Origin of the sequence: Algoriphagus namhaensis (assembly GCF_042649705.1) — a bacterium.
Classification (GTDB): domain Bacteria; phylum Bacteroidota; class Bacteroidia; order Cytophagales; family Cyclobacteriaceae; genus Algoriphagus; species Algoriphagus namhaensis.
Genome location: NZ_JBHRZS010000003.1, coordinates 413,238 through 437,087, shown reverse-complemented (window position 1 = coordinate 437,087; position 23,850 = coordinate 413,238). Strand labels below are relative to the sequence as shown.

Sequence of the window (23,850 nt, the reverse complement as noted above, 5' to 3'; positions counted from 1 at the left end):
TACAGATCATTCTGGCCTTAATTAAATAAAGTTCAACAAGCCATACGTCTAAAACAAGGAACCACCATGCTGTTTGGATCTTGAGAACCAACCCAAAAGCCCAGCCCATTCCTCAAATGCTTATTTGTCTAAGTGCTTGCTTTTTGTAAATTAAGAGGTCTTTAACCTCAACCCATTGACCTATGCCTAAATTAAATAGACGTGATTTTCTCAAAGGCTCTTCTGCCTTAGCTACCCTCGCCAGTTTTGGACTCTTAGGAATGGATTTCAAAGACCAAGAAGGCCCTCTGCGAGTGGCTTTGATCGGTACCGGTTGGTATGGCAAGTCAGATTTATTTCGACTGATCCAAGTAGCAGATGTGGAAGTAGTTGGACTTTGTGATCCTGATCGAAATATTTTGGAAGCGGCCGGAAAGCTTGTTTCCGAGCGTCAAAAATCGGGAAAAGTACCTCCATTATACGAAGACTATAAAGAGCTATTAGCTCAGGAAAAGCCAGAATATGTTTTGATTGGCTCTCCAGATCATTGGCATGCCTTGCAAGCCATCGACTCTTTGCGGGCGGGGGCTCACGTATACCTTCAGAAACCAATTTCCGTGGATGTAATTGAAGGCGAAGCCATTTTGGCGGCAGCCAGAAAATACAATAAAAAGGTACAGATAGGCACTCAGCGAAAAAGCACACCTCACCTCATTGATGCTAAAAAGCAAATCATCGATACGGGTAAACTTGGTAAAATCAGCCATGTAGAGGTCTGTTGCTATTTCCATATGCGAGCCAATGGCAATCCACCGGTGGAACCTGTTCCTGAATTCTTTAATTACGACCTATGGACTGGTCCTGCTCCACTGCGTCCCTATGATGGCCTTCCACATATTCGCTGGTGGAGAACATTCATAGAATACGGCAATGGCATCACTGGCGATATGTGTGTGCATATGCTAGATACCGTACGCTGGATGCTCAAGCTTGGCTGGCCTACACAAATCACCTCCACAGGTGGGATCTATGTTCAGAAGGAAGGCAAATCTAATATCTCAGATACTCAGTCTGCCATCTTTGAATATCCAGAGCTAAACGTCGTTTGGCAGCACCGTACTTGGGGCAATCCTGTAGATCCAGATTATCCTTGGGCATTTAAGATTTTTGGAGAAAAGGGAATGCTTGCAGGTAGTACCATGCAAGCAGACTACACGCCCTATGGCGACGAAGATGAGCCAATTCATTTTGATTGCTTTTTTGAAAAAGAAAAATATCCTGAGGACCTCACTGAAGAGCGGATCGAACTGAACGCTGCACCTGCTACTCGATTACACATGAAAGATTGGCTCGCATCAATAGAAAATGACACTCTACCTATAGCAGATGTAGAAGAGGGTCATATCTCTACAGCCTCTTGCATTTTGGCAAATATTTCTATGGACTTGGGAGGTAGAGCGCTTCGGTATGACCCTAAAACCATGACGGTAATTGGCGATCCTGAAGCCACTGCTAGGCTTCGTAGACCGTATCGCGAGGGTTATGTGCATCCAGAACCCAACGATGTATGATCGATTAAATTCAAAGTCAGAAGCCTGAAACTATCATAATTCAACCTTCTGACTTTATAATTCTAAATCAGCCCTCTGACTTCAAAACTGTTTCCCAAAGGATCAAACCATTGGCTGGTGCTGGAGGAATTTGCTCCCACTCTTCTCGTGGTTGTTCGAGTCGTTCAGTGATGTCATTGAGCTGCCAATTTCCAGAACCTACTTCCCAAATCGCGGTCATCATTTTGCGAACCTGATGGTGAAGAAAACCTTTTCCTGTCACTTCAAAGTAAAAAACATCATCTGGCGGAAAGGGCCCAAAGGTCTCATTTGACCTGTGGACTGCTGCACTAAGCACTTCTCGAGTGTATTTGGTTTTTTGAGGTGAAGGCTTACAAAACGTCCAAAAATCATGCTCTCCAACAAATAATTGAGCCGCTTTGGACATATTTTCCTGATCTAAATCAAAGTTGACCATAGTCACCAATGCCGAAGCAAAGGGATGAAATTTCGGGTCTTTTGAGAAATAGTATCGATAGGTCTTTTCTCCCACAGATCCGATCAAATTGAAATTGAAAGGAACTTCTTTGGCGTCAAGAATGCGAATATCCTCTGGAAGAAATGTGTTTAATTCCTCCAGAAGATTTTTGAAATTTACTCCTTCCTTCAAAAAGAGCTGGAAATATCCTTGCTTGCAGGACACCCCAGAATCAGTTCGGCTGGCACCAATCAATGAAAAATCAGTATGCCCTAGGACATGTCCAATCACACGCTCGATTCTCCGCTGCACAGTAGGCTGATTGGGCTGCGGAGCCCAGCCTTTGTAGCGCGCTCCAAAGTAACTGATTGAAAAAAGATAGGAATAGGGCCGAGATTGCATGGGCCGAAGGTAATACATGCCTTTGGAGTGGCGAAGAATAGATAGGATTAAGGGAATCATTTTTTTTGTAACTTACCTCAGACATCAATCCTACAGCTATGAGACTCATTTGTATCACCTTTCTTACAATTTTGAGCTTTTCACTTACTGCTCAAACTATCCCCTCCAAAGAAATCCAAATTAAAACCGCGCTTTTGGCTGCGCCGGAAGACCAGCGGGCTGGCGCCAAAGTGTATGGCTATACCTCCTCTGGAGAATTTACCACGCTGAGACAAGGATCGAATGAGTTGATTTGCATCGCAAATGATCCGAATGGAAAAGGCTTTAGCGTGGCTTGCTATCATGTGAGTGCAGAACCCTTTATGGCTAGAGGGAGAGCGCTAAAAAAAGAAGGCAAGGGCTTTCAGGAGATATTTGACACCCGGGAGGCTGAGGCAAAAGCAGGGAAATTGAAGCTTCCAGATAATGGCTCAGTACTCTACGTGACCACAGCCGATTTAGAAAATGTAAGCTGGAATACCGGAGAAGTAAAAGATCACTATACACGTTCTGTGGTGTATATTCCATGGGCTACATCGGAATCCACGGGACTACCCACCAAGGCACCGGGACCAGGCTTACCTTGGATCATGGATCCAGGGACTCATCGGGCTCACATCATGATCAGTCCAGCGAGGGAATAAAATCCTTCTTATTTATGAAAAATTCTATTCTTAATATTTCCTTTCTCATCCTAATTCTAATTACAATTGGATGCGATAAGAGAGACACTTTGATTTATTCATTGGACTCTCCTTACCCAATCAGCGACGATCAATTTTCAATAGACACTTTAATTTCTGGATTCGCTGTTCCCTATGGACTGGTTTTTCTTTCTGAAAATGATTTTTTGATATCAGATAGAGTGGGTAAAATCTTCAGATTCAAAAATGAAACCCTCAAGGAAATAAGTGGTGCTCCGGAAGTCCTAACTTTCAAAGATCCCGGGCTTCCTATGATTGTGCATGGCGGGTTAATGGATTTAAGTTTACATCCTAACTATCCTCAAGTCCCTTGGATTTATGTAGCCTATTTTGGTAAGGATGAACGAGGAAAAGTGGCAAGGTTCAAATTAATAAACGATGAGATTCTAGATTTCGAAAACATATTTCAAACAAGAACTATAGGATATTATGGCAATGGAATGAGAATCGTATGGCAAGATGATTCTCACTTTTTCCTCAACATTGGTGCTTCCAATTACACGACTAAGGAAAAACCGATAATGGTTTCCCAAGATCTAAATGAAGATTGGGGTAAAATTCATCGATTAAACCAAGACGGATCAATACCCATTGACAATCCATTCATTGAGGGGCAATCCCAAAACCCTACTTCAATTTACAGTTATGGACATAGAGATGTTCAAAGTTTAATTTTGGAACCTAGTACCCAAATCCTTTATGGGATAGAGCATGGCCCTAAAGGCGGAGACGAATTGAATCAAATATTACCCGGTAAAAATTATGGCTGGCCAATATTCACTTACGGAATACACTATGATGGACAGACCGTATCTCTAATTTCAGAAGATTCAGCCTCAAAAATCTCGGTTTTACCTATGCATTACTGGACTGTCCCCACTTCGGATGGAGGTAGAGCCATTGCTCCTTCAAATGCGATATTGGTAAAAAACAGTTCAATATCGGATTGGAATGATCATTTTCTGGTTACCTCTTTGGCATTTAGAAGATTGTTGAAATACAATCCAGACACGGATGAAACTTATGGGCTAAAAATCGAAGGTAGGATTCGCTCTTTATTTCAAGAAAGTGATGGCAACATTTTGCTGCTTGTTGAAAGAAATGATTTGACCCGAGATAATGGCATGTTAGTAAGAGTCAAGAAAAAGTAAACCCATCCTCTTTAAGTGGCTTTATTTGTCAATTCCCGACTACTGGTTGCGTCCAAGCCACTTCTACGTCTCCGACTTGGAATGGATTCTCCTGCAATTTGGACGAGACTATCTTGGCACGAACATATAAATCATCTTCTTCGAGAGAATAACTGCCTGAAGTTCCATCCACCTCAGCCAGTAAGACTCCACTAGCTTCAGGTTTAGATCTTTTGGTTCCTAGAAACTGAATTTTATAGCTCACGTTTGGCTCGGGGTTTACCTGTACAGAAAGCTCCTGCCCATCAAATTCTATAGTTTCCAGTGTCACCCCGGTTGACGAATAAAAATCTCCTTTTTCCATCGCTTGGATCAAGGCCGAAGGACTCAACTCATCAGCCAAGACCATAACCCAGCCGCGACCTGGATTACTCACCGTCTGATCGAAGACATGGTAATTATGAGCGTCATCCACTGCCAAACCATAAAGAAGGGGTTTATTGGCCTGCAAGTAGGATACCTGAACCAAATCCCAAAGAACCTCCATACTTGGGCGAAGTGAATCTCCGTAGTTGTTGACCAATGGGTGCCCGTTATACACTTCAAAAAATCTTTCTCCCTTCAAGGTCATGATGTCTTCAGGCGTGATCGCCCAGATGAAGTTGGGATGGTTGATATGCAAAAACATAGGTATTCCTGTAGAGTCTCGCTGAGCCTTGACCCGATCAAGTCCATTTTGCATGATTTCGGTTATGGAAGTACCCCCTTCAGCCGGAATCAGCTTTTGAATATTCGTCACATTCATATGGATTGGCTTCTGCTGAAAACTTTCAGTAAGCTCAAGAGATGGAATAATCAAAAACTCCTCTTCCTCCTCGAAAAGTGGCCCATACTCCTTTAGTGTCTTCAATTTTACCTCTATCCTACCCGCCGAGTCCTCTCGATAAACGACATGATCTCCAAACTTGTCCAAATACTTTTGAAATGCCTGCTCTTGGGAAGGGGACTTTGGAATCAATTTCCATTTCTCGTCTTCTTGTAGTGTATTGTGATCAGAGAGCCCTATAAAATCATAACCCCGAGACTTGTACCAGTCCATAATCATCTCCGGATAATCATCCCCATCAGACCAATAGGAATGCGTATGGAGATTGCCTTTGTACCATTGCTTTGTAGGTTCTTCTTTGGTGGTACAAGCGAAATTTAAGACTAGGAGAAAGAGAAAAATTAATGGAGAGCTTTTCATAGGATTTTAAAGAATATTACAGGAATTATAGACAAGCCAGAGGGCATAATTTATCGATATTCCCTTTTACAAAAAAACCACCTCATTTCTAAGGTGGTTTTTTGATCTCGTTACTCGAAGAATTAAGCTAAAATCCTTGCAGCTAGCCAGTCTCCAACTTCGCTGGTTTTATACGCTTTGCCTCCATCTGCGATATCTTCGGTTACCACTCCCTCGGCAAGGGATTCATTCACTACGTGGGAGATCAATTCTGCTTCTTCCTTTAGGTCAAAGGCATACTCAAACATCATGGCCGCTGAAAGTACTGTCGCTAGTGGATTGGCGATGTCTTTTCCTCCAGCCTGTGGGTAGGATCCATGAATAGGCTCAAACAATTTCACAGCAGAACCGAGCGATGCGGAAGGCATCAAACCCATCGAGCCTGAAATCACAGAAGCCTCATCCGTCAAAATATCCCCAAAAAGATTTTCCGTAATCAAGACATCGTATGCCTTTGGCCACTGGATGAGTCGCATGGCTACAGCGTCGACGAATTCGTATTCCACTTTGACATCCGGATACTCAGGAGCCAATTCCTGCACCGTCTCACGCCATAGTCTGGAGGTAGCGAGCACATTGGCTTTGTCTACACAGGTCAATAGTTTTCTACGCTTTTGCGCAGCTTCAAAACCCATCCGCGCCAGTCGAGTAATCTCTTCCTTGCTGTACACATTGGTATCAAAGGCTTTGGTTCCTTGCTCATTTCTCCCTCTTGGTTCACCAAAATAAATCCCTCCGGTGAGCTCTCTGAAAAACACAAAGTCTACTCCCTCCACCCGATCGAGCTTGAGCGGCGATTTGTGAATCAAGGATGGAAAGGTGAAAGTCGGGCGAACATTCGCAAAAAGACCTAATTTCTGCCGCATGCGCAAAAGCCCTTGCTCTGGACGGACCTTGGCTTTGGGATCATTATCGTATTTAGGATCGCCGATGGCTCCAAAAAGAATAGCGTCTGAAGAAGCAGCAATCTCATGCGTACTGTCTGGATACGGATCGCCTGTGGCATCAATAGCCGCCGCTCCGACAACACCTTCTCTGAAGGAAATCTGATGGCCAAACTTTTGACCGATGGCCTCCACTACTTTTACTGCTTGTGCAATTACTTCAGGGCCTATGCCGTCACCCGGCAGTAGCGCGATATTCATTTCCATAAGATTGAGATTCTTCTTTGATTGGTTTTTGATTGAGAGTTTCCACAATGTTGAGCATTTTTTCAGTAGCCATCATTGCAGAGACCGTTTGATCGGGATCTAGCCCTTTGGTCTTAAATATTTTCCCAAAATCCCAAGTGATCACTGTCTCCACAAAAGCGTCGGTTTTGCCCCCTGGGGGAATAGAAACATGATAATCCACTAGTTTTGGCAGATCTTTTTTACGGGATTTGTAGATTTTTTTTACTGCCTTCATAAAGGAATCGTATTGACCATCACCTGAAGAGGCGGCATCAAAAGATTCTCCATTGATATTAAGGCGAAGCTGTACCGAAGGCTTCAAACCCTGAGAATGGGTCATGTGATATCCTTCAATATGGATGCTTTTGGTAATGGAATTATCCTGTAAAACATCGGAAATAATGTAGGGTAAATCCTCCGTGGTCACTCGCTCCTTTTTATCTCCTAGCTCAATAATCCTTTGGGTCACACGGACCAGTTCTTCCTTCTCCAAAGAAATCCCAAGCTCTTCCAAATTCTTCAGAATATTGGCTTTGCCTGACGTTTTACCTAAAGCATACTTACGCTTTCTGCCAAATCGCTCAGGCATAAGATCATTGAAATATAAGTTCTTTTTATTATCACCATCGGCATGAATACCTGCGGTCTGAGTAAAGACATTTTCACCTACCACGGGCTTATTTGCAGGAATATGCTGACCAGAAAATTGCTCTACTAATTTGCTTACTCTAAAGATTTTTTTCTCCTGAATATTGATCTCAAAATCCGTAAAATCTTTGATCACAGCGATCACAGACTCCAAAGGTGCATTCCCTGCTCGCTCTCCTAAACCATTGATCGTAGTATGAATTCCAGATGCTCCATAGAGAATGGCCTCCATGACATTAGCCACGGAAAGATCATAATCATTATGGGCATGAAAATCAAAATGGGTATTTGGAAATTGTTTGGTAATCAATTCAAAAAATGCATGTGTTTCATCTGGAGAAAGCAGCCCCAAAGTATCAGGAAGCATAATTCGCTTAACGGGCTGGCCGGTAAGAAACTCGATCAAGTCCAAGGTATAATCCTGGGAATTCCGCATCCCACTTGACCAGTCTTCTAAGTAAACATTGACCGTGATTCCTTTGCTCTCAGCATAAGCGATGCATTTGGCAATATCTTCAAAATGCGCTTGAGGAGTTTTCTTTAATTGATGAACTAGATGATTCAGTGAGCCTTTTGTGAGAAGATTCATGACTTTGGCACCAGCATCCAAAAGCCAATCAACAGAAGCAGGAGTATCCACAAAGCCCAATACTTCTACTCGATTCAGGTAGCCTTTTTCGGATGCCCAACTTGTGATTTTTCTTACCCCTTCTAGTTCACCTTCAGAGACACGTGCAGAAGCCACTTCAATTCGGTCCACTTTGAGCTCTTCGAGCAAAAGCTTCGCGATCTGGAGTTTTTCCGAAGGCAAAAAGGAAACACCTGAGGTCTGCTCGCCATCCCTCAAGGTAGTATCCATTATTTCTATCCGTCTTTTGGACTCCATATTCTAACAATTATACTTGGCGACTTGCCTCTTTCTATCTCTTAGCTTCGAATGCGTCGATTTCAGAAGACATATTGAGCAAATAGTCGATATCGTCGAAACCATGCTTCATGTTTTCTTTTTTGTATACGTTGATATCAAACGACTCAGATTCTCCTGTTGAAACCAATGTGATTCGCTGCGCATCCAAATTAATTTCGATTTCGGTGGCTGGGTTTTGAGTAATCGCATCCAGTAATTTATCCGCAAAAGGGGCAGAAACAGTAACTGGAAGCACCCCGATATTCAGGCAATTATTTTTGAAGATATCTGCAAAAAAACTCGAGACCACGGCTCTAAAACCATAATCATAAAGTGCCCAAACTGCATGCTCTCGGCTAGATCCTGATCCAAAGTTTTTACCCGCAACTAGAATTTTACCTGAGTAGGTATCGTCATTTAATACAAAGTCTTTTTTGGGATTCCCCTCTACATCGTATCTCCAATCCCGAAAAAGATTATCTCCAAAGCCTTTTCGTTCGGTTGCTTTCAGAAATCTTGCTGGAATAATCTGATCTGTATCCACATTCTCGGTAGGAAGCGGAACTGCTGTGCTTTGGAGTAAGGTAAATTTATCGTAAGCCATTTTTTTTCAAATTGAAAGATTGAAAGTTAATTTTCGAAGACATCTCGAGGGTCCACGATCTTACCAGCAACAGCCACAGCAGCCACAGTCAGAGGAGATGCGAGCATGGTCCGAGCTCCAGGCCCTTGGCGACCTTCAAAGTTTCTATTCGAAGTAGAAACAGCATACTTTCCTGCTGGAATCTTGTCATCATTCATTGCTAAGCAAGCCGAGCATCCCGGTTGACGTAATTCAAACCCTGCCTCTTCGAGTATTTTCACCAGACCTTCCTCATGGGCCAACTTTTCCACCTCACGAGATCCAGGAACGATCCAAGCAGTGATATTATCAGCTTTTTTATGGCCTTTGACAAATTGGGCTACAGCGCGAATATCTTCGATCCGTCCATTCGTACAGGACCCGACAAATACGTAGTCTACTTGCTTCCCACTGATAGGTTCACCAGCTTCGAAGCCCATATAGGCCAAGGATTTTAAATAGGAAGTCTTATTACTTCCCTCCATGCCAACGGTAGTTGGAATATTTCCTTTCACCTTGATCCCCATTCCAGGATTAGTGCCGTAAGTGATCATTGGCTCGATATCCTCTGCGTCAAAATGATATTCCTTATCAAACTCAGCACCTTCGTCCGTCTTTAGTGTTTTCCAATGCGCTACAGCTTTGTCCCATTCTTCACCCTTAGGGGCATATCGCTTGCCTTTCAAATAAGCAAAGGTGGTTTCGTCAGGTGCAATTAATCCACCACGAGCTCCCATCTCAATTGACATATTGCAAATGGTCATTCGCGCCTCCATAGATAGGCTTTGGATCGCAGAACCAGCATATTCCACAAAGTATCCAGTAGCGCCAGCCGCAGTGATTTTTGCGATGATGTACAGAATAATATCTTTTGAAGTGACACCTTTTCCTAGCACTCCATCGACCGTAATTCTCATCTTTTTGGCCTTAGACTGCATGATGCACTGAGTAGCAAGGACCATTTCCACTTCCGAGGTACCAATACCAAAGGCAATAGCACCAAATGCCCCATGCGTAGATGTATGGCTATCCCCACAAACGATGGTCATCCCAGGCTGAGTAATTCCCAACTCAGGTCCAATCACATGGACAATTCCATGGTGCGCCGAACCTAGGTCATGAAGTTCAATTCCGTATTTGGCGCAATTATCTCTTAGCTTTTGCACCTGCATTCTCGAGAGCTGATCTTTGATGGTTTGCTCCTGATTGATTGTGGGCACATTGTGATCTGGTGTGGCGATGGTTCGCTCTGGGTATCTCACTCCGATACCTCTAGTCTCGAGGTTTAGAAATGCCACCGGAGAGGTTACTTCGTGGATAAAATGTTTGTCAATAAAGAAAACATCCGGCCCAGCAGGGACTGATTTCACCACGTGAGCATCCCAGATTTTATCGAATAAAGTAGTCTTTTCCATAATTAAACGGTCGCATATTCTTTGACCGGGATTTTATTTAATGCATCGACAAAAGCTTGTGCTGATGCCAAAACGATATCTGAATTTGAGGCAAAACCAAAGTAAGGCTTGTCATTTTTGATCACTTTCATGTGAACCTTGGCCACATCATCACTGCCATGAGTGATAGCCTGAATTAGGAATTCTTCTAAGTCTACCTGAGGCTCCACTGACTTTTCAATCGCCTTGAGCACAGCATCCACAGGTCCATTTCCCTCTGCATGGGCGGAATGGGTCTCCTCTCCCACTTTCAAAGTGACGTCTGCAGAAACCGTCCCATTGGAAGAATAGGACACCTTCTCTAATTCGATAAAGCTGGAGTCAGTTACAAACTTGCCAACAAGACCCATCAAATCCTTTCTGCCGATATCGCGCTTTTTGTCCGCAAGGAGTAAAAACTCCTCATATACTTCGCGAAGTGCATCCCCTTCTAGCTCAACTCCCAAAGCATCCAAATGATGCTTCAATGCCGCACGGCCAGACCTTGCTGTCAAAACAATGGTGGACTCTGCAACCCCTACATCTTTGGGATCGATGATCTCATAATTTTCGCGATGCTTAAGTACTCCATCCTGATGAATCCCCGATGAGTGTGCAAATGCATTTCTTCCCACAATTGCCTTATTAGGCTGCACGGGCATATTCATCAGCTTAGAAACAAGACGACTTGTGCCATAAATCTTTGGGGTATCAATCGAAATATCCACTGGAATAGACTTGTGACACTTGATCGCCATGACTACTTCCTCCATGGAAGTATTTCCAGCTCGCTCACCGATTCCATTGATAGTCACCTCCACTTGTCTGGCACCTTGTTGGACACCGGCGATGGTATTGGCAGTGGCCATTCCCAAATCATTATGGCAATGCGTAGCAATGATCGCTTGATCGATGTTCGGTACACGGTTTTTCAAAAGGGAAATATATCCTCCGTACTGCTCGGGAAGACAATATCCTGTCGTGTCTGGAATATTGACAACGGTCGCCCCTGCTTTGATCACCTCTTCGATGATTTTGGCGAGAAAATCAGGCTCCGCTCTTCCAGCATCTTCGGCGTAAAATTCCACATCGCCCACGAAGCGACGCGCGAATTTCACCGCAGCAACTCCCCTTCGGATAATCTCATCCGGAGTAGAACGTAGTTTATATTGAATGTGATAAGGAGAAACACCAATTCCGGTATGAATTCTGCCTTTTTTAGCATACTTGAGTGACTCCGCGGCCACCTCTATGTCCTTCTCCACTGCTCTGGAAAGTGCACAAATAATCGGGTTAGTTACCGCTTTGGAAATCTCCACTACGGAATTAAAATCCCCTGGACTAGAAATGGGGAAACCCGCTTCAATGATATCCACACCAAGATCCTCAAGGGCCTTGGCCACGATTATCTTTTCCCTCGTATTCAGCTGACAACCCGGAACTTGCTCGCCATCCCGAAGTGTCGTATCAAATATCCATAGCTTATCACTCATGATTTTAGTATTTAATTGTTTTCTGGCCTCAATTGTCTGACGACAGCACCTGCCTGCCACATTTCTGATTCACGCAATTCCTTCAATTCAGCCTCAAGCTTTTCTCGATAATCGGCTTTTGAATTCGAATCGATCGATTTTTGAGCTTCTTTCCCTGACTTTACAGATTCATAAAGCGCCTCAAAAACTGGTTTCGATGCATCTCGGAAAGGCTTCCACCAATCCAAAGCACCTCTTTGTGCTGTAGTGGAGCAATTGGCGTACATCCAGTCCATACCATTCTCTGCTACCAAAGGCATCAAAGATTGTGTCAATTCCTCCACAGTTTCGTTGAATGCTTCTGAAGGAGAGTGCCCATTCGCTCGAAGTACTTCATATTGCGCAGCAAAAATCCCTTGGATCGCTCCCATAAGTGTTCCTCTTTCTCCTGTCAAATCGGAGGTTACCTCACGATAAAAATCAGTCTCGAAGAGATAACCTGAGCCCACTCCGATTCCCAAAGCGATTACTCGATCTTTGGCTTTGCCTGTACCATCTTGGAAAATGGCATAGGAGGAGTTTAGTCCGCGGCCCTCAACGAACATTCTGCGAAGTGAGGTCCCAGATCCTTTTGGAGCCACCAAAATCACATCCACATCTGCTGGAGGAATAATACCTGTCTTTTCTTTGTAAGTAATTCCAAAGCCGTGAGAGAAATAAAGTGCTTTCCCTGGGGTGAGGTGTTTCTTGACCATCGGCCAAAGGGCAATCTGCCCTGCATCTGAAAGTAAGAATTGCAAAATAGTACCTCGCTGGCATGCCTCCTCTAATTCGAAAAGGGTCTCTCCAGGAACCCATCCATCCGCGATGGCCTTGTCCCAAGTTTTGGATCCTTTTCTTTGGCCTACGATCACATTAAAACCATTATCTTTTAGGTTGAGAGCCTGGCCTGGGCCTTGCACACCATATCCCAAAACAGCAATTACTTCGTCTTTGAGCACCTCGCGGGCTTTCTCTAGAGGAAACTCCTCTCGTGTTACTACATTTTCTTCTACTGAGCCGAATTTTAATTTCATCTTTTTCGTCGATTAAATAGGTCTATACTTTTCTATTTTAGTACTGAGTTAATATTTTTTCTAAGGTCAACATCCTTCGAGCGACAGCCACACGGCCTGATCTCGCAAACTCCAATAAGCCATAACTCTGAAGAATCTCAAGCAAATCTTGTGTTTGCTCTTTATGGCCCGAAAGCTCCAAAACCACAAATTCAGGTTCTGCAGCGATGATTTTAGCATGATGCTGACGAATGATTTTTTCTAAGCCTGCATCTAGTCTAGAAACAGGGATTTTATACAAAGCAATCTCTTGATAGACCACCCCATCATCCTCATGATAAAAGGCATTGATCACGTCGATAATTTTTTCAATCTGCTTGGTCAAGTGAATCACTGTGTCTTCCGTGGCTGTGACTTCAATAGTGATCCGATGTACGCCTTGGAAGCTACTTTCCGATGCAGTCAAGGCATCGATATTGATTCCCCTTCGGGTGAAAATGATCGTAATCCGATTCAGGATTCCAATGAAATTTTCAGTGATCACAAATATGGTATACCTCTTCATAGAATTTTAGCTTAATCTTACTTCCTCCACTGAACAGCCCGTCGCAATCATCGGGAACACATTATCTTCTTTTTCTACTACCACTTCTAAGAAAAATGGGCCATCATGGATAAGCATATCCTCAATGGCTTCTTGCAGATCTTTACGCTCAGAAACTTTCTGAGCTTTGATCGAATAGGCCTCTGCTATTTTTATAAAATCAGGATTATCCAATTCGGTAAAGGAATAGCGCTTGTCAAAGAACATTTGCTGCCATTGCCTAACCATACCCAGGAAGTTATTATTCAAGAGCACGATTTTTACTGGAGCTTTGGTCTGCATGATGGTGCCCAGTTCTTGAATAGTCATTTGAATGCCTCCATCTCCCACCACACAGATGACCTGCCGGGAATAGTCATGAAGTTGTGCTCCAAGTGCTGCTGGAAGTGCAAATCCCATGGTACCAAGTCCTCCAGAAGTGACTTGAGTTCTAGTCTTTTTATAATTAAAATAACGCCAAGCCACCATCTGATGCTGTCCTACGTCAGTTACGAGTACCGCATCATCAGCTTTGTAGCTATTGATATTATGAATCACTTCACCCATGGTCAGCCCCGCTTTGGTTGGGGTGAGATCTGGTAAAATGACCTGAGCTTTTTCTTCCTCTTCCAAGGCTCTGAATTTTGCGATCCACTCGGGGTGACTTTGAGCCGAACAAGCCTCTTTGAGCATTTTGAGGCTTTCTTTGGCATTGCCAATGACAGGAATCTCACATCTCACCACCTTATTGATTTCAGCTGGATCGAGTTCCAGATGAATTATCTTAGCCTGTTTTGCATAACGTTTGAGATCACCAGTCACCCGATCATCAAAGCGCATCCCTACAGCGATCAATACATCGCATTGATTCGTCAAAAGGTTGGGTGCATAATTCCCATGCATACCGAGTTTTCCAACATAATTTGGATGATCTTCTGGCAATGCCCCAGACCCAAGCAAAGTAGATGCTGCCGGAATACCAGTCTTTTCCAAAAAGTCTTTCAGTTCATTCTCTGCACTACCCAAAACTACCCCTTGCCCGAAAAGCAAATAAGGTCGCTCTGCTGTATTGATAAGGAAAGCCGCCTCACGGACTGCTGAAGGACTTACAGGAATCTGTGGTCTGTAGGACCTGAAACCTTCACATTTCTGATAAGACCAATCGCCAAAAGCCACTTGAGCATCCTTTGTAATATCTATCAAAACCGGACCTGGTCTACCCGATCTAGCGATATAAAAAGCCTTTGCGATCGCCGGTGCAATATCCTCTACTCTTCTCACCTGTATATTCCACTTGGTCCCAGGCATGGAGATTCCGACTACATCTGTTTCCTGAAATGCATCTGTACCGAGCAAGTGAGAGGCTACTTGTCCAGTGATGCAGACCAATGGAGTACTGTCGATTTGAGCATCGGCCAGACCCGTAATTAGATTAGTGGCACCTGGCCCTGAAGTCGCCAAGCAAACTCCCACTTTCCCAGAAACACGAGCATACCCCTGAGCCGCATGAATCGCCCCCTGCTCATGTCGAGTGAGTACATGTTTCAGTCGATCATGATAATCATATAGCGCGTCATACACAGGCATAATTGCTCCACCTGGATACCCGAAGATAATTTCGGCATTTTCTTCGATCAGTGATCGAACAACAATATCTGCGCCTCGGATCATGGAATCTTTCATGGCTCTAGAATTTATCGGTCACACAACCTTCAGAGGCTGTGGAGACTAGTTTATTGTATTTTTTAAGGGTGCCTTGAAGTCCAGCTGTGCTTTTCTGCTTCCATGATTTTCGCCTGTCGGCAAATTCGGATTCAGTCACATTGGTGGATACTTCAAGCTTATCCGCATCGATGGTGATCTCATCTCCATCCTTCAAAAGGCCAATGGGGCCTCCATTAAATGCTTCAGGAGTGACATGGCCCACTACGAAGCCATGGGTTCCACCTGAAAATCTACCATCAGTAATCAATGCAACATCAGACCCGAGACCTGCGCCTATGATCATCGAAGTGGGTTTCAACATTTCTGGCATTCCAGGAGCTCCTTTTGGACCGACATTTCGAATTACTACTACGTGGCCCGGTTTCACTTTATGCTCTCGAATGGCATCGTTCGCTTCTTGCTCAGAATCAAAAACTATAGCTTTGCCACTAAATGATCTCCCCTCTTTACCTGTGATTTTGGCAACAGCTCCCTCGGGCGCAACGTTTCCTGACAAAATACACAAGTGGCCTTCCGGCTTTAATGGACTCTCAATCGGATGAATGATATTCACCACTGATGGAGTAATGGGAGTGATTTCGGCTAAGTTTTCTGCCAAGGTCTTGCCAGTCACTGTGAGGCAGTCTCCGTGCAAAAATCCTTTGTCTAAAAAATACTTCATAAACGCCGGCAACCCACCCTGCTCATGGAGATCCTCCATAAGAAATTTCCCCGATGGTTTGAAATCCCCCAACAACGGAGTCGTTGCATTGATGGCCTTAAAATCTTCTAAAGTAAAGTCAATGTTTGCTGTTCTGGCGATGGCCAAAATGTGAAGAACTGCATTAGTACTTCCTCCCAAAGCCACAATCACGCGAACCGCATTTTCCAAGCTCTTGCGCGTAATGATGTCACTAGGCTTAATATCCTTTTCGAGAAGAATGCGCATGTATTTACTTACCTCCCGGCATTCTTGTAATTTTTCAGGAGAATTGGCAGGGTAGGATGCAGAATAAGGGAGGGAAATTCCCATGGCCTCCGCGGCGGACGACATGGTGTTGGCTGTGTACATTCCTCCACAAGCTCCCGCGCCTGGACATGCATTTCGAATCACTCCATCGTAATCCTCATCCGATATATTTCCATTAACCCGTTTTCCGAAGGCCTCAAAAGCCGACACGATATTGAGTTTTTCACCTTTATATTCTCCGGAGGCAATCGTGCCACCGTAAACCATAATAGAGGGGCGATCGATGCGCAACATCCCCATAATAGCTCCTGGCATATTTTTATCACAACCAGCCACCGCGATGCAAGCATCGAAGGAATGACCAAGAATGAATGACTCAATCGAGTCTGCAATAATCTCTCTCGAAACCAAGGAGTAACGCATTCCCATGGTCCCCATAGAAGTACCGTCGGAAATACCTATGGTATTAAAAACTAAACCGGTCAGACCCGAATCTTGAGACGACTCCTTGATCAGACCGGCAAAGTCATTGAGGTGCATATTGCAGGGATTACTTTCGTACCCGCAGCTGGCAACACCAACAAAGGGTTGCTTCATTTTTTTATCCGATAAGCCAGTGGCATAAAGCATGGCCTTGCCCGCTGGATGCTCATCGTTATCGCTTATTTCCCAACTGTATTTTTTGAGATTCATAGGTCTGGGTATAAAAAAAAGTGCCTCATTCAATCTGAGGCACTTAAGATTTAGTATTGTTATATAGTCTTCTTGTGCCTCGGATTAAAGTCCAAAGAGGATAATCAGGTCAACAAGAATGACGTTTGGATACATTGTTTTATAGGTTTTGGGCTTCTCAACTTTCAATTGATGCCCTAAACTTAAAACTACTATCTGAGAGATACAATATTTAATTTTACATAAATCGATAAATACAAATTTTTACGATTGATTAAATTAATTTTAGCAAAATTTTATTCCTTACGAATCATGATATAGTAGTGTAGACCAAGTATGATTTGTTAGATAATTCTCTTTTCAAAATTTTGTACTGATTTCAATAAAATTCAAACAGGATCAATATTTTTTTCCGTTTCTTCAAAAAAAATCAACATTCATATAACTTCATTCAATTAATTGGTGAAGAATTACGGAATTGTAAAATTCTCACCAATTACCAAAGGGCTGCTTTATTACTAATTTTGAAAAAGGTAAAACCACTGAAATGATCACCTTCCCAAACGCCAAGATAAACCTAGGACTTAGTATTCTTTCTAAGCGAAAAGATGGCTACCATGATATTGAGAGCTGTATGATCCCTGTGCCCCTTTTAGATGCGCTGGAAATGATCCCTTCGAATAAAAAGCTTGAGTGGAATAGTTCCGGGCTCCAAATCCCCGGTATGCCTGAAGATAATTTGGTTTGTAAAGCCTATTATTTGTTGAAAAAAGATTTCCCTCAGATTCCTTTTCCCTCAATTCATTTGCATAAAAATATTCCCATGGGTGCTGGATTGGGAGGAGGGTCAGCGGATGCTGCTTTTGCGCTTAAACTAATGAATAGTCTTTTTGAACTGCATCTCGATGATTTTTTTCTAGAAGAATATGCCGCTCAGTTGGGTAGCGACTGTGCTTTTTTCATCGAAAACACACCCAAAATTGCTCGCGGGAGAGGAGAAATTTTGGAGGAAATAGATGTGGATCTAAAAGGTAGCCATTTAGTTTTGATCAATCCTGGGATCCATATCGGTACCAAAGAAGCATATGCTGGGGTCACTCCACGCCAGCCCATGTATGACTTACCCGAGACTTTAGCCGATAGAGGTCTTTGGAAAGACAGGCTTGTAAATGATTTCGAAGCAAGCATATTTCCCAATCATCCAGAAATCGAACAAATCAAATACCAACTCTATGATGCTGGGGCATTTTATGCCGCCATGTCCGGTTCAGGGTCCAGCGTTTTTGGAATATTTGAGAAAAAGCCAGAGAATTTGAAATGGGATAGAAAACTATTCGTGTTTGAATGTCAAATGGACTAACTCCTATTCAGTGAAAATTTTTGTCCCGCAATCTAGGATGCTTAAAAAATTCATCAACCCAGAGGCCTGACTGGTTTCCTTCTTTTATTCCAATAATTCAAGACTGGATAGGCCAACACCGAAACCAGAATAATAGCCGTTCCAAGGTAAAACTGAGGGGTCATTTTTTCACTTTCACCGAAAATCAATACCGCCAAAACAATCCCATAAACTGGTTCCAAATTGATCGTGAGATTGATGGAAAAAACCGACAATCGCTTCATGAGTTCTACCGAAACGGAGAAAGCATATACAGTACAGATCCCTCCTAAAATAAACAGCCAAAACCAGTCATATCCTTCCCAATTCATTTTCAGCCCATCTTCCGCTAAAAAATAAGAGTAAAATGGCATGAAAACAGCCGAGGCAATGCAGGCTCCGGCCATTTCATAAAAAGTAATTTGATAAGGAGAATGCTTATGCGCCAAGCGCCCATTGAGAACAGAAAAAACTGCAGCCAAAAAAGCAGAACCCAAAGCCATACTTAAACCTAGCCAATAGCCTCCCTCAAAACTGAATATCACCAGCAATCCAGAAATCACCATCAAACCCAAGGCAACTTCATACCATTTGATTTTGGTTCGGTTGAATATGGGCTCGACAAATGCAGTCCAAAGTGAAGTGGTAGCCATTCCTGCCAGACAAACTGAGGCGGTTGACACCTGTGCTGACCAAAAGAACAAAATCCAATGAATCGCAATTACAAAACCTATGGATACCACACGGATCATCTCTGGTAATGGTATTAGAAGCGACCTCTTTTTTAATAGAAAAAGGCCAGCAATTCCAAGGGATGCAATCAAAGTCCGATAAAAAACCAATTCGATGGCCGGAAGACTTATCAACAATCCCAAAATGGCAGTGAAACCCCAAATCAACACGATGAAATGAAGCATCAAGTAGTCTTTAATGGATGCTGTCATCTATCGTGGAACAGTTTTATACAAGACCAAACCTGTGAGGGCAAAAATGATATTTGGAAGCCAAACCGCGAAAATCGGATACTCTGCACCGTTTTCGGCAAAAGTCCTTGACAGGATGAAAAGAATGATATATACGAAAGCGAGCAAAAAGCCCATAGCAATCTGAAATCCCGAACCTCCACGAGTCTTCCTAGCCGACATGATCACTCCAATAAAAGTCAGAATTATGGCTGCGAAGGGAGACATAAAACGAACATAATGCTCGATTTTATAAAAGCTGACGTTGTCTGCTCCCCTAGCTTCCAAAACCTTGATTTGACGAGATAACTCCGGAAGCTTCAAGGTCTCATGATGATTAACTGGGAGCTCAAAATCATCTGGAGAAATCGACAATGTAGTATCCATCTCTTCTCCGACGGTATAAATTTCACCGTCTTCTTTCAGCTGCCTCAAGCGCCAGTTTTTGAGTGTCCAAACGTTTTTGGCAGTATCCCATTCGATGCGATCTGATGAAAGTTTTTCTAAAAGTTTCCCGTCCTCGATTGTTTCTAGAGTGAAAGTATAGCCTAGATTGTTGTTTTTGTAAAAGCGATTGAGGTAAGCGTATGAATTTTCCCCAACCTTGATATGCACATTGGTTTCAGAGTCAGTCTTTCCCTTGTCTAAATACACTGCTTTAAATCGAGTCACTCCCCCAGTAGCCTGTGGTAGCACCCAGCCATTGAGCAGAAAGCTCGCAGCTCCGATCATGATCGCCGCAAAAATAAACGGACGCAATAACCTCATAAAGCTGATCCCGCTGCTCAGAATCGCGATGATTTCGGTACGACCTGCCATTTTGGAAGTGATGAAAATAACAGATATAAATACAGTAATGGGTGTAAGTAAATTGTTGAGATACAATCCGTAATTACCCATGTATTTCAATACTTCCGCTGTTGGAACCGAATTACGGATGTATGCATCATTTTTCTCGGTAAAGTCAAGCACCAAAACAATAAGCACCAACATCACCACCACAAAAAAGTAGGTTTTTAGAAAATCCTTAATGATGAGTTTGTCCAGTAGCTTCATTTACAATCGAGTACTTACTTTTTTGACCATTTGATCTTTCCAGACGGAAAAATCACCTGCAATGATGTGTTTTCGCGCCTCCTTTACTAGCCAAAGATAAAAACTCAGATTATGAACACTGGCGATCTGCGCCGCAAGAATCTCCTTGCTGATCGTCAAGTGGCGAACATAGGCTCTGGAATAAAATGTGCTTACATAGCCGGCAATAGCTGGATCGATTGGTGAAAAATCATCCTTCCATTTTTCATTCCGGATATTAATAATGCCCTCCGAGGTGAAGAGCATTCCATTCCTCGCATTGCGCGTAGGCATCACGCAGTCAAACATATCCACTCCAAGTGCGATGCATTCGAGAATATTGGCGGGCGTACCTACACCCATCAGGTATCGCGGCTTATCCGAAGGCAAAATATCCGCAACCTGTTCAGTCATCTCATACATCATCTCTGCTGGCTCACCCACAGACAGTCCTCCAATGGCATTGCCTTCTCGATCACATGAGGCAATAAACTCGGCTGACTGCTTGCGCAAATCTGGATAAACGCTCCCTTGAACAATCGGAAATAAGGTTTGGCTATATCCGTATTTTCCTTCAGTCGAATCAAACCTGTCTATGCAGCGCTTCAACCAGCGATGGGTCATTTCCATCGAATTTCTGGCGTAGCTAAACTCACATGGATACGGTGTACACTCGTCAAAGGCCATGATGATATCAGCTCCAATACTTCGCTGGATATCCATCACATTTTCAGGCGTGAAATGATGCTTAGACCCATCAATATGAGACTTAAACATTACCCCGTCTTCCTTAATCTTTCGAGTCCCAGCAAGAGAAAAAACCTGATAACCTCCACTATCGGTCAAAATCGGTTTTTCCCAGCCATTGAATTTGTGGAGACCACCGGCTTTTTCCAAAATCTCCAATCCTGGTCGGAGATAAAGGTGATAGGTATTGCCAAGGATAATCTGAGCTTGAATATCAGTATCCAATTCACGCTGATGAACGGCTTTCACAGTACCTGCGGTACCCACCGGCATGAAGATAGGCGTCTCGATCGTACCATGATCAGTCTCTACCAGTCCAGCCCGTGCCTTGGATTTACTGTCGTTTTGGGTAAGGGTAAATTTCATTTTTACTGCCCTAAAAAAAGGTTGTACAAAAATATACGCTTATTCTTAAACCAATGCTTGAATTGATTTTATATTTGCAGGGCAAGGAGCACTATGGAGCTATTTTTATTTTGGTTGGTATTCGGAATCGGTCTGTTCATTCAGGCGATTTACCTTTTATTTATTTTTTCTCGACTGGCCTTTTTCAAGAAAAAAAGCGAGTCAAAATCCAGTTCTCAAAACACTGAAGGAGTCACTGTCACTATCGCCGCTCACAACGAAGCACAGCGACTTGAAAAGCTAATCCCCATCCTTTTTGAGCAGGATTACGAAAATTTTGAAGTGCTCATCATCGATGATAGATCCACGGATGGTACCCACGAATTGCTCCAGGAATTGATGGTAATCTATCCCAAACTCAGGACTGTGACCGTGGCTTACACCCCGAACCATGTCACTGCAAAAAAGTACGCCTTGACCTTGGGAATCAAAGTGACTAGAAACGACATAATTCTATTGACGGATGCCGATTGCGTGCCCGAAAGTAAAAATTGGATTAAGCTAATGACTGCTCCACTGCGTGAAAAGAAAAAAACTTTCGCCATTGGTTACTCGGGTTATGAACAGAAGCCTGGCTTCCTGAATAGTTGGATCCAATTTGAGACACTACTTACAGCTTATTTCTATCTTTCATTTGGGCTTTGGAGAGCGCCATTTATGGGTATTGGAAGAAACCTTTGTTATAGACGGAGCTTTTTCATTGAGGTAAAAGCGTTTAAAGGTCTGTGGCATATCGAAGGCGGTGACGATGACTTATTTGTAAATCAATACGCCACAGGAAAAAATAGTGCACTAGTGATCGATCCAGAGGCAAATATGATCTCTGAACCCAAAACAGATCGAAAATCCTACTTGACCCAAAAGAAAAGGCATCTACACGCAGGGAAATACTACCGAGCTGAAGACAAGCAAAAAATTGGTTTTTATGCATTTTCCCATGCGCTATTTTGGATTGGAGGGATAGGATTGCTGATTTATTCTGGACTAATGCAAAATTGGGAACAATTTTTCGTCGTTTTCGGTATTATTCTTTCAAGGACTTTACTCTTAACTTTTATGTTCCATATTGGAGGAAAGAAAATTCAAGGCTTCAGTCCCACTAAAATGACCTGGTTACATGATTTTCTGTATTTAGGTTACTTTTGGGTATTAGGTTCAGTCTCGCACCAGGCAAAAACGATTAAATGGAAGTAAACCAACGTGATTTCTCGAAAAAAGCCCTTCAGGATTTTACTCTGATTGATCAGGCTGTCATTGAAAAGGACCAGCAGGCCTACGCAATGCTCATGAAACGCTATAAAAAAGCCGTTTACTTCATGATTCTTAAGATGATCAGAGATGCTGATGATGCAGAGGATCTGACGATGGAGGCTTTTGCCAAAGCTTTCAAAAACCTTCACCGATTCAAAAAAGATTATACTTTTTCTACATGGCTTTTTCGCATCGCCACCAATAACACCATTGATTTTATCCGAAAGAAAAAGCTCAAAACCATGAGCCTAAATACCACCATGACAGATGATGGAGGGAACTCGGTAACTATAGATGTGGAAGACGACGATAACAATCCTCAAGATGAATTCATCCGCTCGCAACGAATTGAGATGGTGAGAATTTTTGTGGACAAATTACCTGCGAAATACAGGACGCTGGTGAAGCTGAGGTATTTTGATGAACTATCGTATGAGGAAATCGCCCAAGAACTTGAGAAACCTCTTGGTACTGTAAAAGCACAGCTTCACCGGTCTAGAGAACTTCTTTTTGAGATTGCCTCCGGCAAAGAAAAACATATCTAATGAACTCAGGAACCCAACTGATTCAGTCCTATTTCCCAGAATTGACTGAAAAGCAATTGATTCAATTTGATCAATTGCAGGAATTGTATGAGGACTGGAACTCTAAGATCAATGTGATCAGCCGAAAGGATATGGAGCAATTTTACACCCGACACGTGCTTCATTCCCTAGGTATTGCCAAAGTCATCAGCTTTCAGCCAGGCACAATAATCTTAGATATCGGCACCGGTGGAGGGTTCCCAGGAATTCCTCTAGCGATCCTTTTTCCGGATACTCACTTCCACTTGGTGGATTCTATTGGTAAGAAAATCACCGTGGTAAAAGATGTAACCAGAACCTTAAAACTTCCCAATGTAGAGGCTCAACAAGCCCGTGCAGAGGAACTTGTGAGGAAGTATGACTTCGTGATCAGTAGGGCTGTGACGCGAATGATCAATTTTTATCCATGGGTGAAAGGAAAAATCAAACGCGAGGACTTCAATGAATTCCAAAATGGCATCCTGTATCTCAAGGGTGGCGAAGTGGACGAAGAAATGGAGGAGCTAGACAAGTCCTATGTCGTGTATCATCTGGATGACTATTTCAAGGAAGATTTTTTTGAGACCAAAAAGGTGATTTATATGCCTTGGGAGGATAAAAGATAGAGAGATTTAAGGCTGAGGCATAAACTTAGAAAGTTAAAA

Annotated in this window: 21 protein-coding genes; 7 read left to right on the top strand and 14 right to left on the bottom strand. The window is 43.1% G+C overall.

Annotation, left to right across the window (positions count from 1 at the left end; genetic code table 11):
- The first annotated feature begins 182 nt into the window (after positions 1-182).
- Positions 183-1,550: a Gfo/Idh/MocA family oxidoreductase gene (locus tag ACFOSV_RS03590; protein ID WP_377903477.1), complete on the top strand. Its 1,368-nt coding sequence runs from the start codon at positions 183-185 to the stop codon at positions 1,548-1,550.
- A gap of 67 nt (positions 1,551-1,617) precedes the next feature.
- Here the strand turns inward: ACFOSV_RS03590 and truA are convergent, their stop codons facing one another.
- The gene (gene truA / locus ACFOSV_RS03585) at positions 1,618-2,469 is read right to left on the bottom strand and encodes a tRNA pseudouridine(38-40) synthase TruA (protein ID WP_377903475.1); all 852 of its coding nucleotides are present in this window, start codon (positions 2,467-2,469) and stop codon (positions 1,618-1,620) included.
- 38 nt (positions 2,470-2,507) lie between these two features.
- On the opposite strand from truA, the gene ACFOSV_RS03580 reads away from it, so the two are divergent.
- Both ACFOSV_RS03580 and ACFOSV_RS03575 read left to right on the top strand, forming a co-directional pair.
- Positions 2,508-3,092 carry a hypothetical protein gene (locus ACFOSV_RS03580; RefSeq protein ID WP_377903473.1) on the top strand — a complete coding sequence of 195 codons (585 nt, stop codon included), beginning with the start codon at positions 2,508-2,510 and terminating at the stop codon, positions 3,090-3,092.
- Positions 3,093-3,106: 14 nt separating this feature from the next.
- A complete protein-coding gene (locus ACFOSV_RS03575) occupies positions 3,107-4,303 on the top strand; it encodes a PQQ-dependent sugar dehydrogenase (RefSeq protein ID WP_377903471.1) in 1,197 nt (398 codons plus the stop codon).
- Positions 4,304-4,331: 28 nt separating this feature from the next.
- On the opposite strand, the gene ACFOSV_RS03570 is transcribed toward ACFOSV_RS03575, so the two are convergent.
- The 10 genes from ACFOSV_RS03570 to ilvD all read right to left on the bottom strand — a co-directional run bounded on the left by ACFOSV_RS03570 (position 4,332) and on the right by ilvD (position 16,826).
- Positions 4,332-5,528 (bottom strand): histidinol-phosphatase, encoded by a 1,197-nt coding sequence (locus ACFOSV_RS03570; protein ID WP_377903469.1) that lies wholly within the window; start codon positions 5,526-5,528, stop codon positions 4,332-4,334.
- Between the two features lie 122 nt (positions 5,529-5,650).
- Positions 5,651-6,718, bottom strand: coding sequence for a 3-isopropylmalate dehydrogenase (gene leuB, locus ACFOSV_RS03565; RefSeq protein WP_377903467.1), 1,068 nt, complete (start codon positions 6,716-6,718; stop codon positions 5,651-5,653).
- Complete coding sequence (locus ACFOSV_RS03560; RefSeq protein WP_377903465.1) at positions 6,687-8,273, bottom strand: alpha-isopropylmalate synthase regulatory domain-containing protein; 1,587 nt, start codon at positions 8,271-8,273, stop codon at positions 6,687-6,689. The genes leuB and ACFOSV_RS03560 overlap by 32 nt, the downstream gene beginning before the upstream one ends.
- A 34-nt stretch (positions 8,274-8,307) precedes the next feature.
- Positions 8,308-8,898 carry a 3-isopropylmalate dehydratase small subunit gene (leuD, locus tag ACFOSV_RS03555; RefSeq protein WP_377903463.1) on the bottom strand — a complete coding sequence of 197 codons (591 nt, stop codon included), beginning with the start codon at positions 8,896-8,898 and terminating at the stop codon, positions 8,308-8,310.
- 26 nt (positions 8,899-8,924) lie between these two features.
- Positions 8,925-10,331 carry a 3-isopropylmalate dehydratase large subunit gene (leuC, locus tag ACFOSV_RS03550; protein WP_377903461.1) on the bottom strand — a complete coding sequence of 469 codons (1,407 nt, stop codon included), beginning with the start codon at positions 10,329-10,331 and terminating at the stop codon, positions 8,925-8,927.
- A 2-nt stretch (positions 10,332-10,333) separates the two neighbouring features.
- Positions 10,334-11,842 (bottom strand): 2-isopropylmalate synthase, encoded by a 1,509-nt coding sequence (locus ACFOSV_RS03545; protein ID WP_377903459.1) that lies wholly within the window; start codon positions 11,840-11,842, stop codon positions 10,334-10,336.
- 11 nt (positions 11,843-11,853) lie between these two features.
- On the bottom strand, positions 11,854-12,897 hold the full coding sequence (ilvC, locus tag ACFOSV_RS03540; RefSeq protein WP_377903457.1) for a ketol-acid reductoisomerase: 1,044 nt from the start codon (positions 12,895-12,897) through the stop codon (positions 11,854-11,856).
- Positions 12,898-12,934: 37 nt separating this feature from the next.
- Positions 12,935-13,441: an acetolactate synthase small subunit gene (gene ilvN, locus ACFOSV_RS03535; RefSeq protein ID WP_377903455.1), complete on the bottom strand. Its 507-nt coding sequence runs from the start codon at positions 13,439-13,441 to the stop codon at positions 12,935-12,937.
- Positions 13,442-13,447: 6 nt separating this feature from the next.
- A complete protein-coding gene (ilvB, locus tag ACFOSV_RS03530; protein ID WP_377903453.1) occupies positions 13,448-15,142 on the bottom strand; it encodes a biosynthetic-type acetolactate synthase large subunit in 1,695 nt (564 codons plus the stop codon).
- Between the two features lie 4 nt (positions 15,143-15,146).
- Positions 15,147-16,826, bottom strand: coding sequence for a dihydroxy-acid dehydratase (ilvD, locus tag ACFOSV_RS03525; protein WP_377903451.1), 1,680 nt, complete (start codon positions 16,824-16,826; stop codon positions 15,147-15,149).
- A 526-nt stretch (positions 16,827-17,352) separates the two neighbouring features.
- Here ilvD and ispE point away from each other — a divergent pair.
- Positions 17,353-18,165, top strand: coding sequence for a 4-(cytidine 5'-diphospho)-2-C-methyl-D-erythritol kinase (gene ispE / locus ACFOSV_RS03520; protein WP_377903448.1), 813 nt, complete (start codon positions 17,353-17,355; stop codon positions 18,163-18,165).
- 53 nt (positions 18,166-18,218) lie between these two features.
- Here ispE and ACFOSV_RS03515 read toward each other — a convergent pair whose 3' ends face one another.
- Genes ACFOSV_RS03515 through tgt form a run of 3 tightly spaced genes read right to left on the bottom strand, consistent with a single transcriptional unit; the run spans position 18,219 to position 21,332 of the window.
- Positions 18,219-19,127, bottom strand: a complete 909-nt coding sequence (locus ACFOSV_RS03515; RefSeq protein ID WP_377903446.1) for a DMT family transporter — start codon at positions 19,125-19,127, stop codon at positions 18,219-18,221.
- Positions 19,128-20,201, bottom strand: a complete 1,074-nt coding sequence (locus tag ACFOSV_RS03510; protein ID WP_377903444.1) for an LptF/LptG family permease — start codon at positions 20,199-20,201, stop codon at positions 19,128-19,130.
- Positions 20,202-21,332 (bottom strand): tRNA guanosine(34) transglycosylase Tgt, encoded by a 1,131-nt coding sequence (gene tgt / locus ACFOSV_RS03505; RefSeq protein WP_377903442.1) that lies wholly within the window; start codon positions 21,330-21,332, stop codon positions 20,202-20,204.
- 93 nt (positions 21,333-21,425) lie between these two features.
- On the opposite strand from tgt, the gene ACFOSV_RS03500 reads away from it, so the two are divergent.
- From ACFOSV_RS03500 to rsmG, 3 genes are read left to right on the top strand one after another with little or no spacing between them, the layout of a single operon-like run.
- Positions 21,426-22,565, top strand: a complete 1,140-nt coding sequence (locus tag ACFOSV_RS03500) for a glycosyltransferase (protein WP_377903440.1) — start codon at positions 21,426-21,428, stop codon at positions 22,563-22,565.
- Positions 22,556-23,167, top strand: a complete 612-nt coding sequence (locus ACFOSV_RS03495) for an RNA polymerase sigma factor (RefSeq protein ID WP_377903438.1) — start codon at positions 22,556-22,558, stop codon at positions 23,165-23,167. Before ACFOSV_RS03500 ends, ACFOSV_RS03495 begins: the two co-directional genes overlap by 10 nt.
- A complete protein-coding gene (gene rsmG / locus ACFOSV_RS03490) occupies positions 23,167-23,811 on the top strand; it encodes a 16S rRNA (guanine(527)-N(7))-methyltransferase RsmG (RefSeq protein ID WP_377903436.1) in 645 nt (214 codons plus the stop codon). The genes ACFOSV_RS03495 and rsmG overlap by 1 nt, the downstream gene beginning before the upstream one ends.
- Positions 23,812-23,850: the final 39 nt, after the last annotated feature.

Excerpts from the sequence above, each read along its gene's own strand:
- ACFOSV_RS03590 (WP_377903477.1), top strand. The coding sequence starts at position 183 with ATGCCTAAATTAAATAGACGTGATTTTCTCAAAGGCTCTTCTGCCTTA.
- truA (WP_377903475.1), bottom strand. The coding sequence starts at position 2,469 with ATGATTCCCTTAATCCTATCTATTCTTCGCCACTCCAAAGGCATGTAT.
- ACFOSV_RS03580 (WP_377903473.1), top strand. The coding sequence starts at position 2,508 with ATGAGACTCATTTGTATCACCTTTCTTACAATTTTGAGCTTTTCACTT.
- ACFOSV_RS03575 (WP_377903471.1), top strand. The coding sequence starts at position 3,107 with ATGAAAAATTCTATTCTTAATATTTCCTTTCTCATCCTAATTCTAATT.
- ACFOSV_RS03570 (WP_377903469.1), bottom strand. The coding sequence starts at position 5,528 with ATGAAAAGCTCTCCATTAATTTTTCTCTTTCTCCTAGTCTTAAATTTC.
- leuB (WP_377903467.1), bottom strand. The coding sequence starts at position 6,718 with ATGGAAATGAATATCGCGCTACTGCCGGGTGACGGCATAGGCCCTGAA.
- ACFOSV_RS03560 (WP_377903465.1), bottom strand. The coding sequence starts at position 8,273 with ATGGAGTCCAAAAGACGGATAGAAATAATGGATACTACCTTGAGGGAT.
- leuD (WP_377903463.1), bottom strand. The coding sequence starts at position 8,898 with ATGGCTTACGATAAATTTACCTTACTCCAAAGCACAGCAGTTCCGCTT.
- leuC (WP_377903461.1), bottom strand. The coding sequence starts at position 10,331 with ATGGAAAAGACTACTTTATTCGATAAAATCTGGGATGCTCACGTGGTG.
- ACFOSV_RS03545 (WP_377903459.1), bottom strand. The coding sequence starts at position 11,842 with ATGAGTGATAAGCTATGGATATTTGATACGACACTTCGGGATGGCGAG.
- ilvC (WP_377903457.1), bottom strand. The coding sequence starts at position 12,897 with ATGAAATTAAAATTCGGCTCAGTAGAAGAAAATGTAGTAACACGAGAG.
- ilvN (WP_377903455.1), bottom strand. The coding sequence starts at position 13,441 with ATGAAGAGGTATACCATATTTGTGATCACTGAAAATTTCATTGGAATC.
- ilvB (WP_377903453.1), bottom strand. The coding sequence starts at position 15,142 with ATGAAAGATTCCATGATCCGAGGCGCAGATATTGTTGTTCGATCACTG.
- ilvD (WP_377903451.1), bottom strand. The coding sequence starts at position 16,826 with ATGAATCTCAAAAAATACAGTTGGGAAATAAGCGATAACGATGAGCAT.
- ispE (WP_377903448.1), top strand. The coding sequence starts at position 17,353 with ATGATCACCTTCCCAAACGCCAAGATAAACCTAGGACTTAGTATTCTT.
- ACFOSV_RS03515 (WP_377903446.1), bottom strand. The coding sequence starts at position 19,127 with ATGACAGCATCCATTAAAGACTACTTGATGCTTCATTTCATCGTGTTG.
- ACFOSV_RS03510 (WP_377903444.1), bottom strand. The coding sequence starts at position 20,201 with ATGAAGCTACTGGACAAACTCATCATTAAGGATTTTCTAAAAACCTAC.
- tgt (WP_377903442.1), bottom strand. The coding sequence starts at position 21,332 with ATGAAATTTACCCTTACCCAAAACGACAGTAAATCCAAGGCACGGGCT.
- ACFOSV_RS03500 (WP_377903440.1), top strand. The coding sequence starts at position 21,426 with ATGGAGCTATTTTTATTTTGGTTGGTATTCGGAATCGGTCTGTTCATT.
- ACFOSV_RS03495 (WP_377903438.1), top strand. The coding sequence starts at position 22,556 with ATGGAAGTAAACCAACGTGATTTCTCGAAAAAAGCCCTTCAGGATTTT.
- rsmG (WP_377903436.1), top strand. The coding sequence starts at position 23,167 with ATGAACTCAGGAACCCAACTGATTCAGTCCTATTTCCCAGAATTGACT.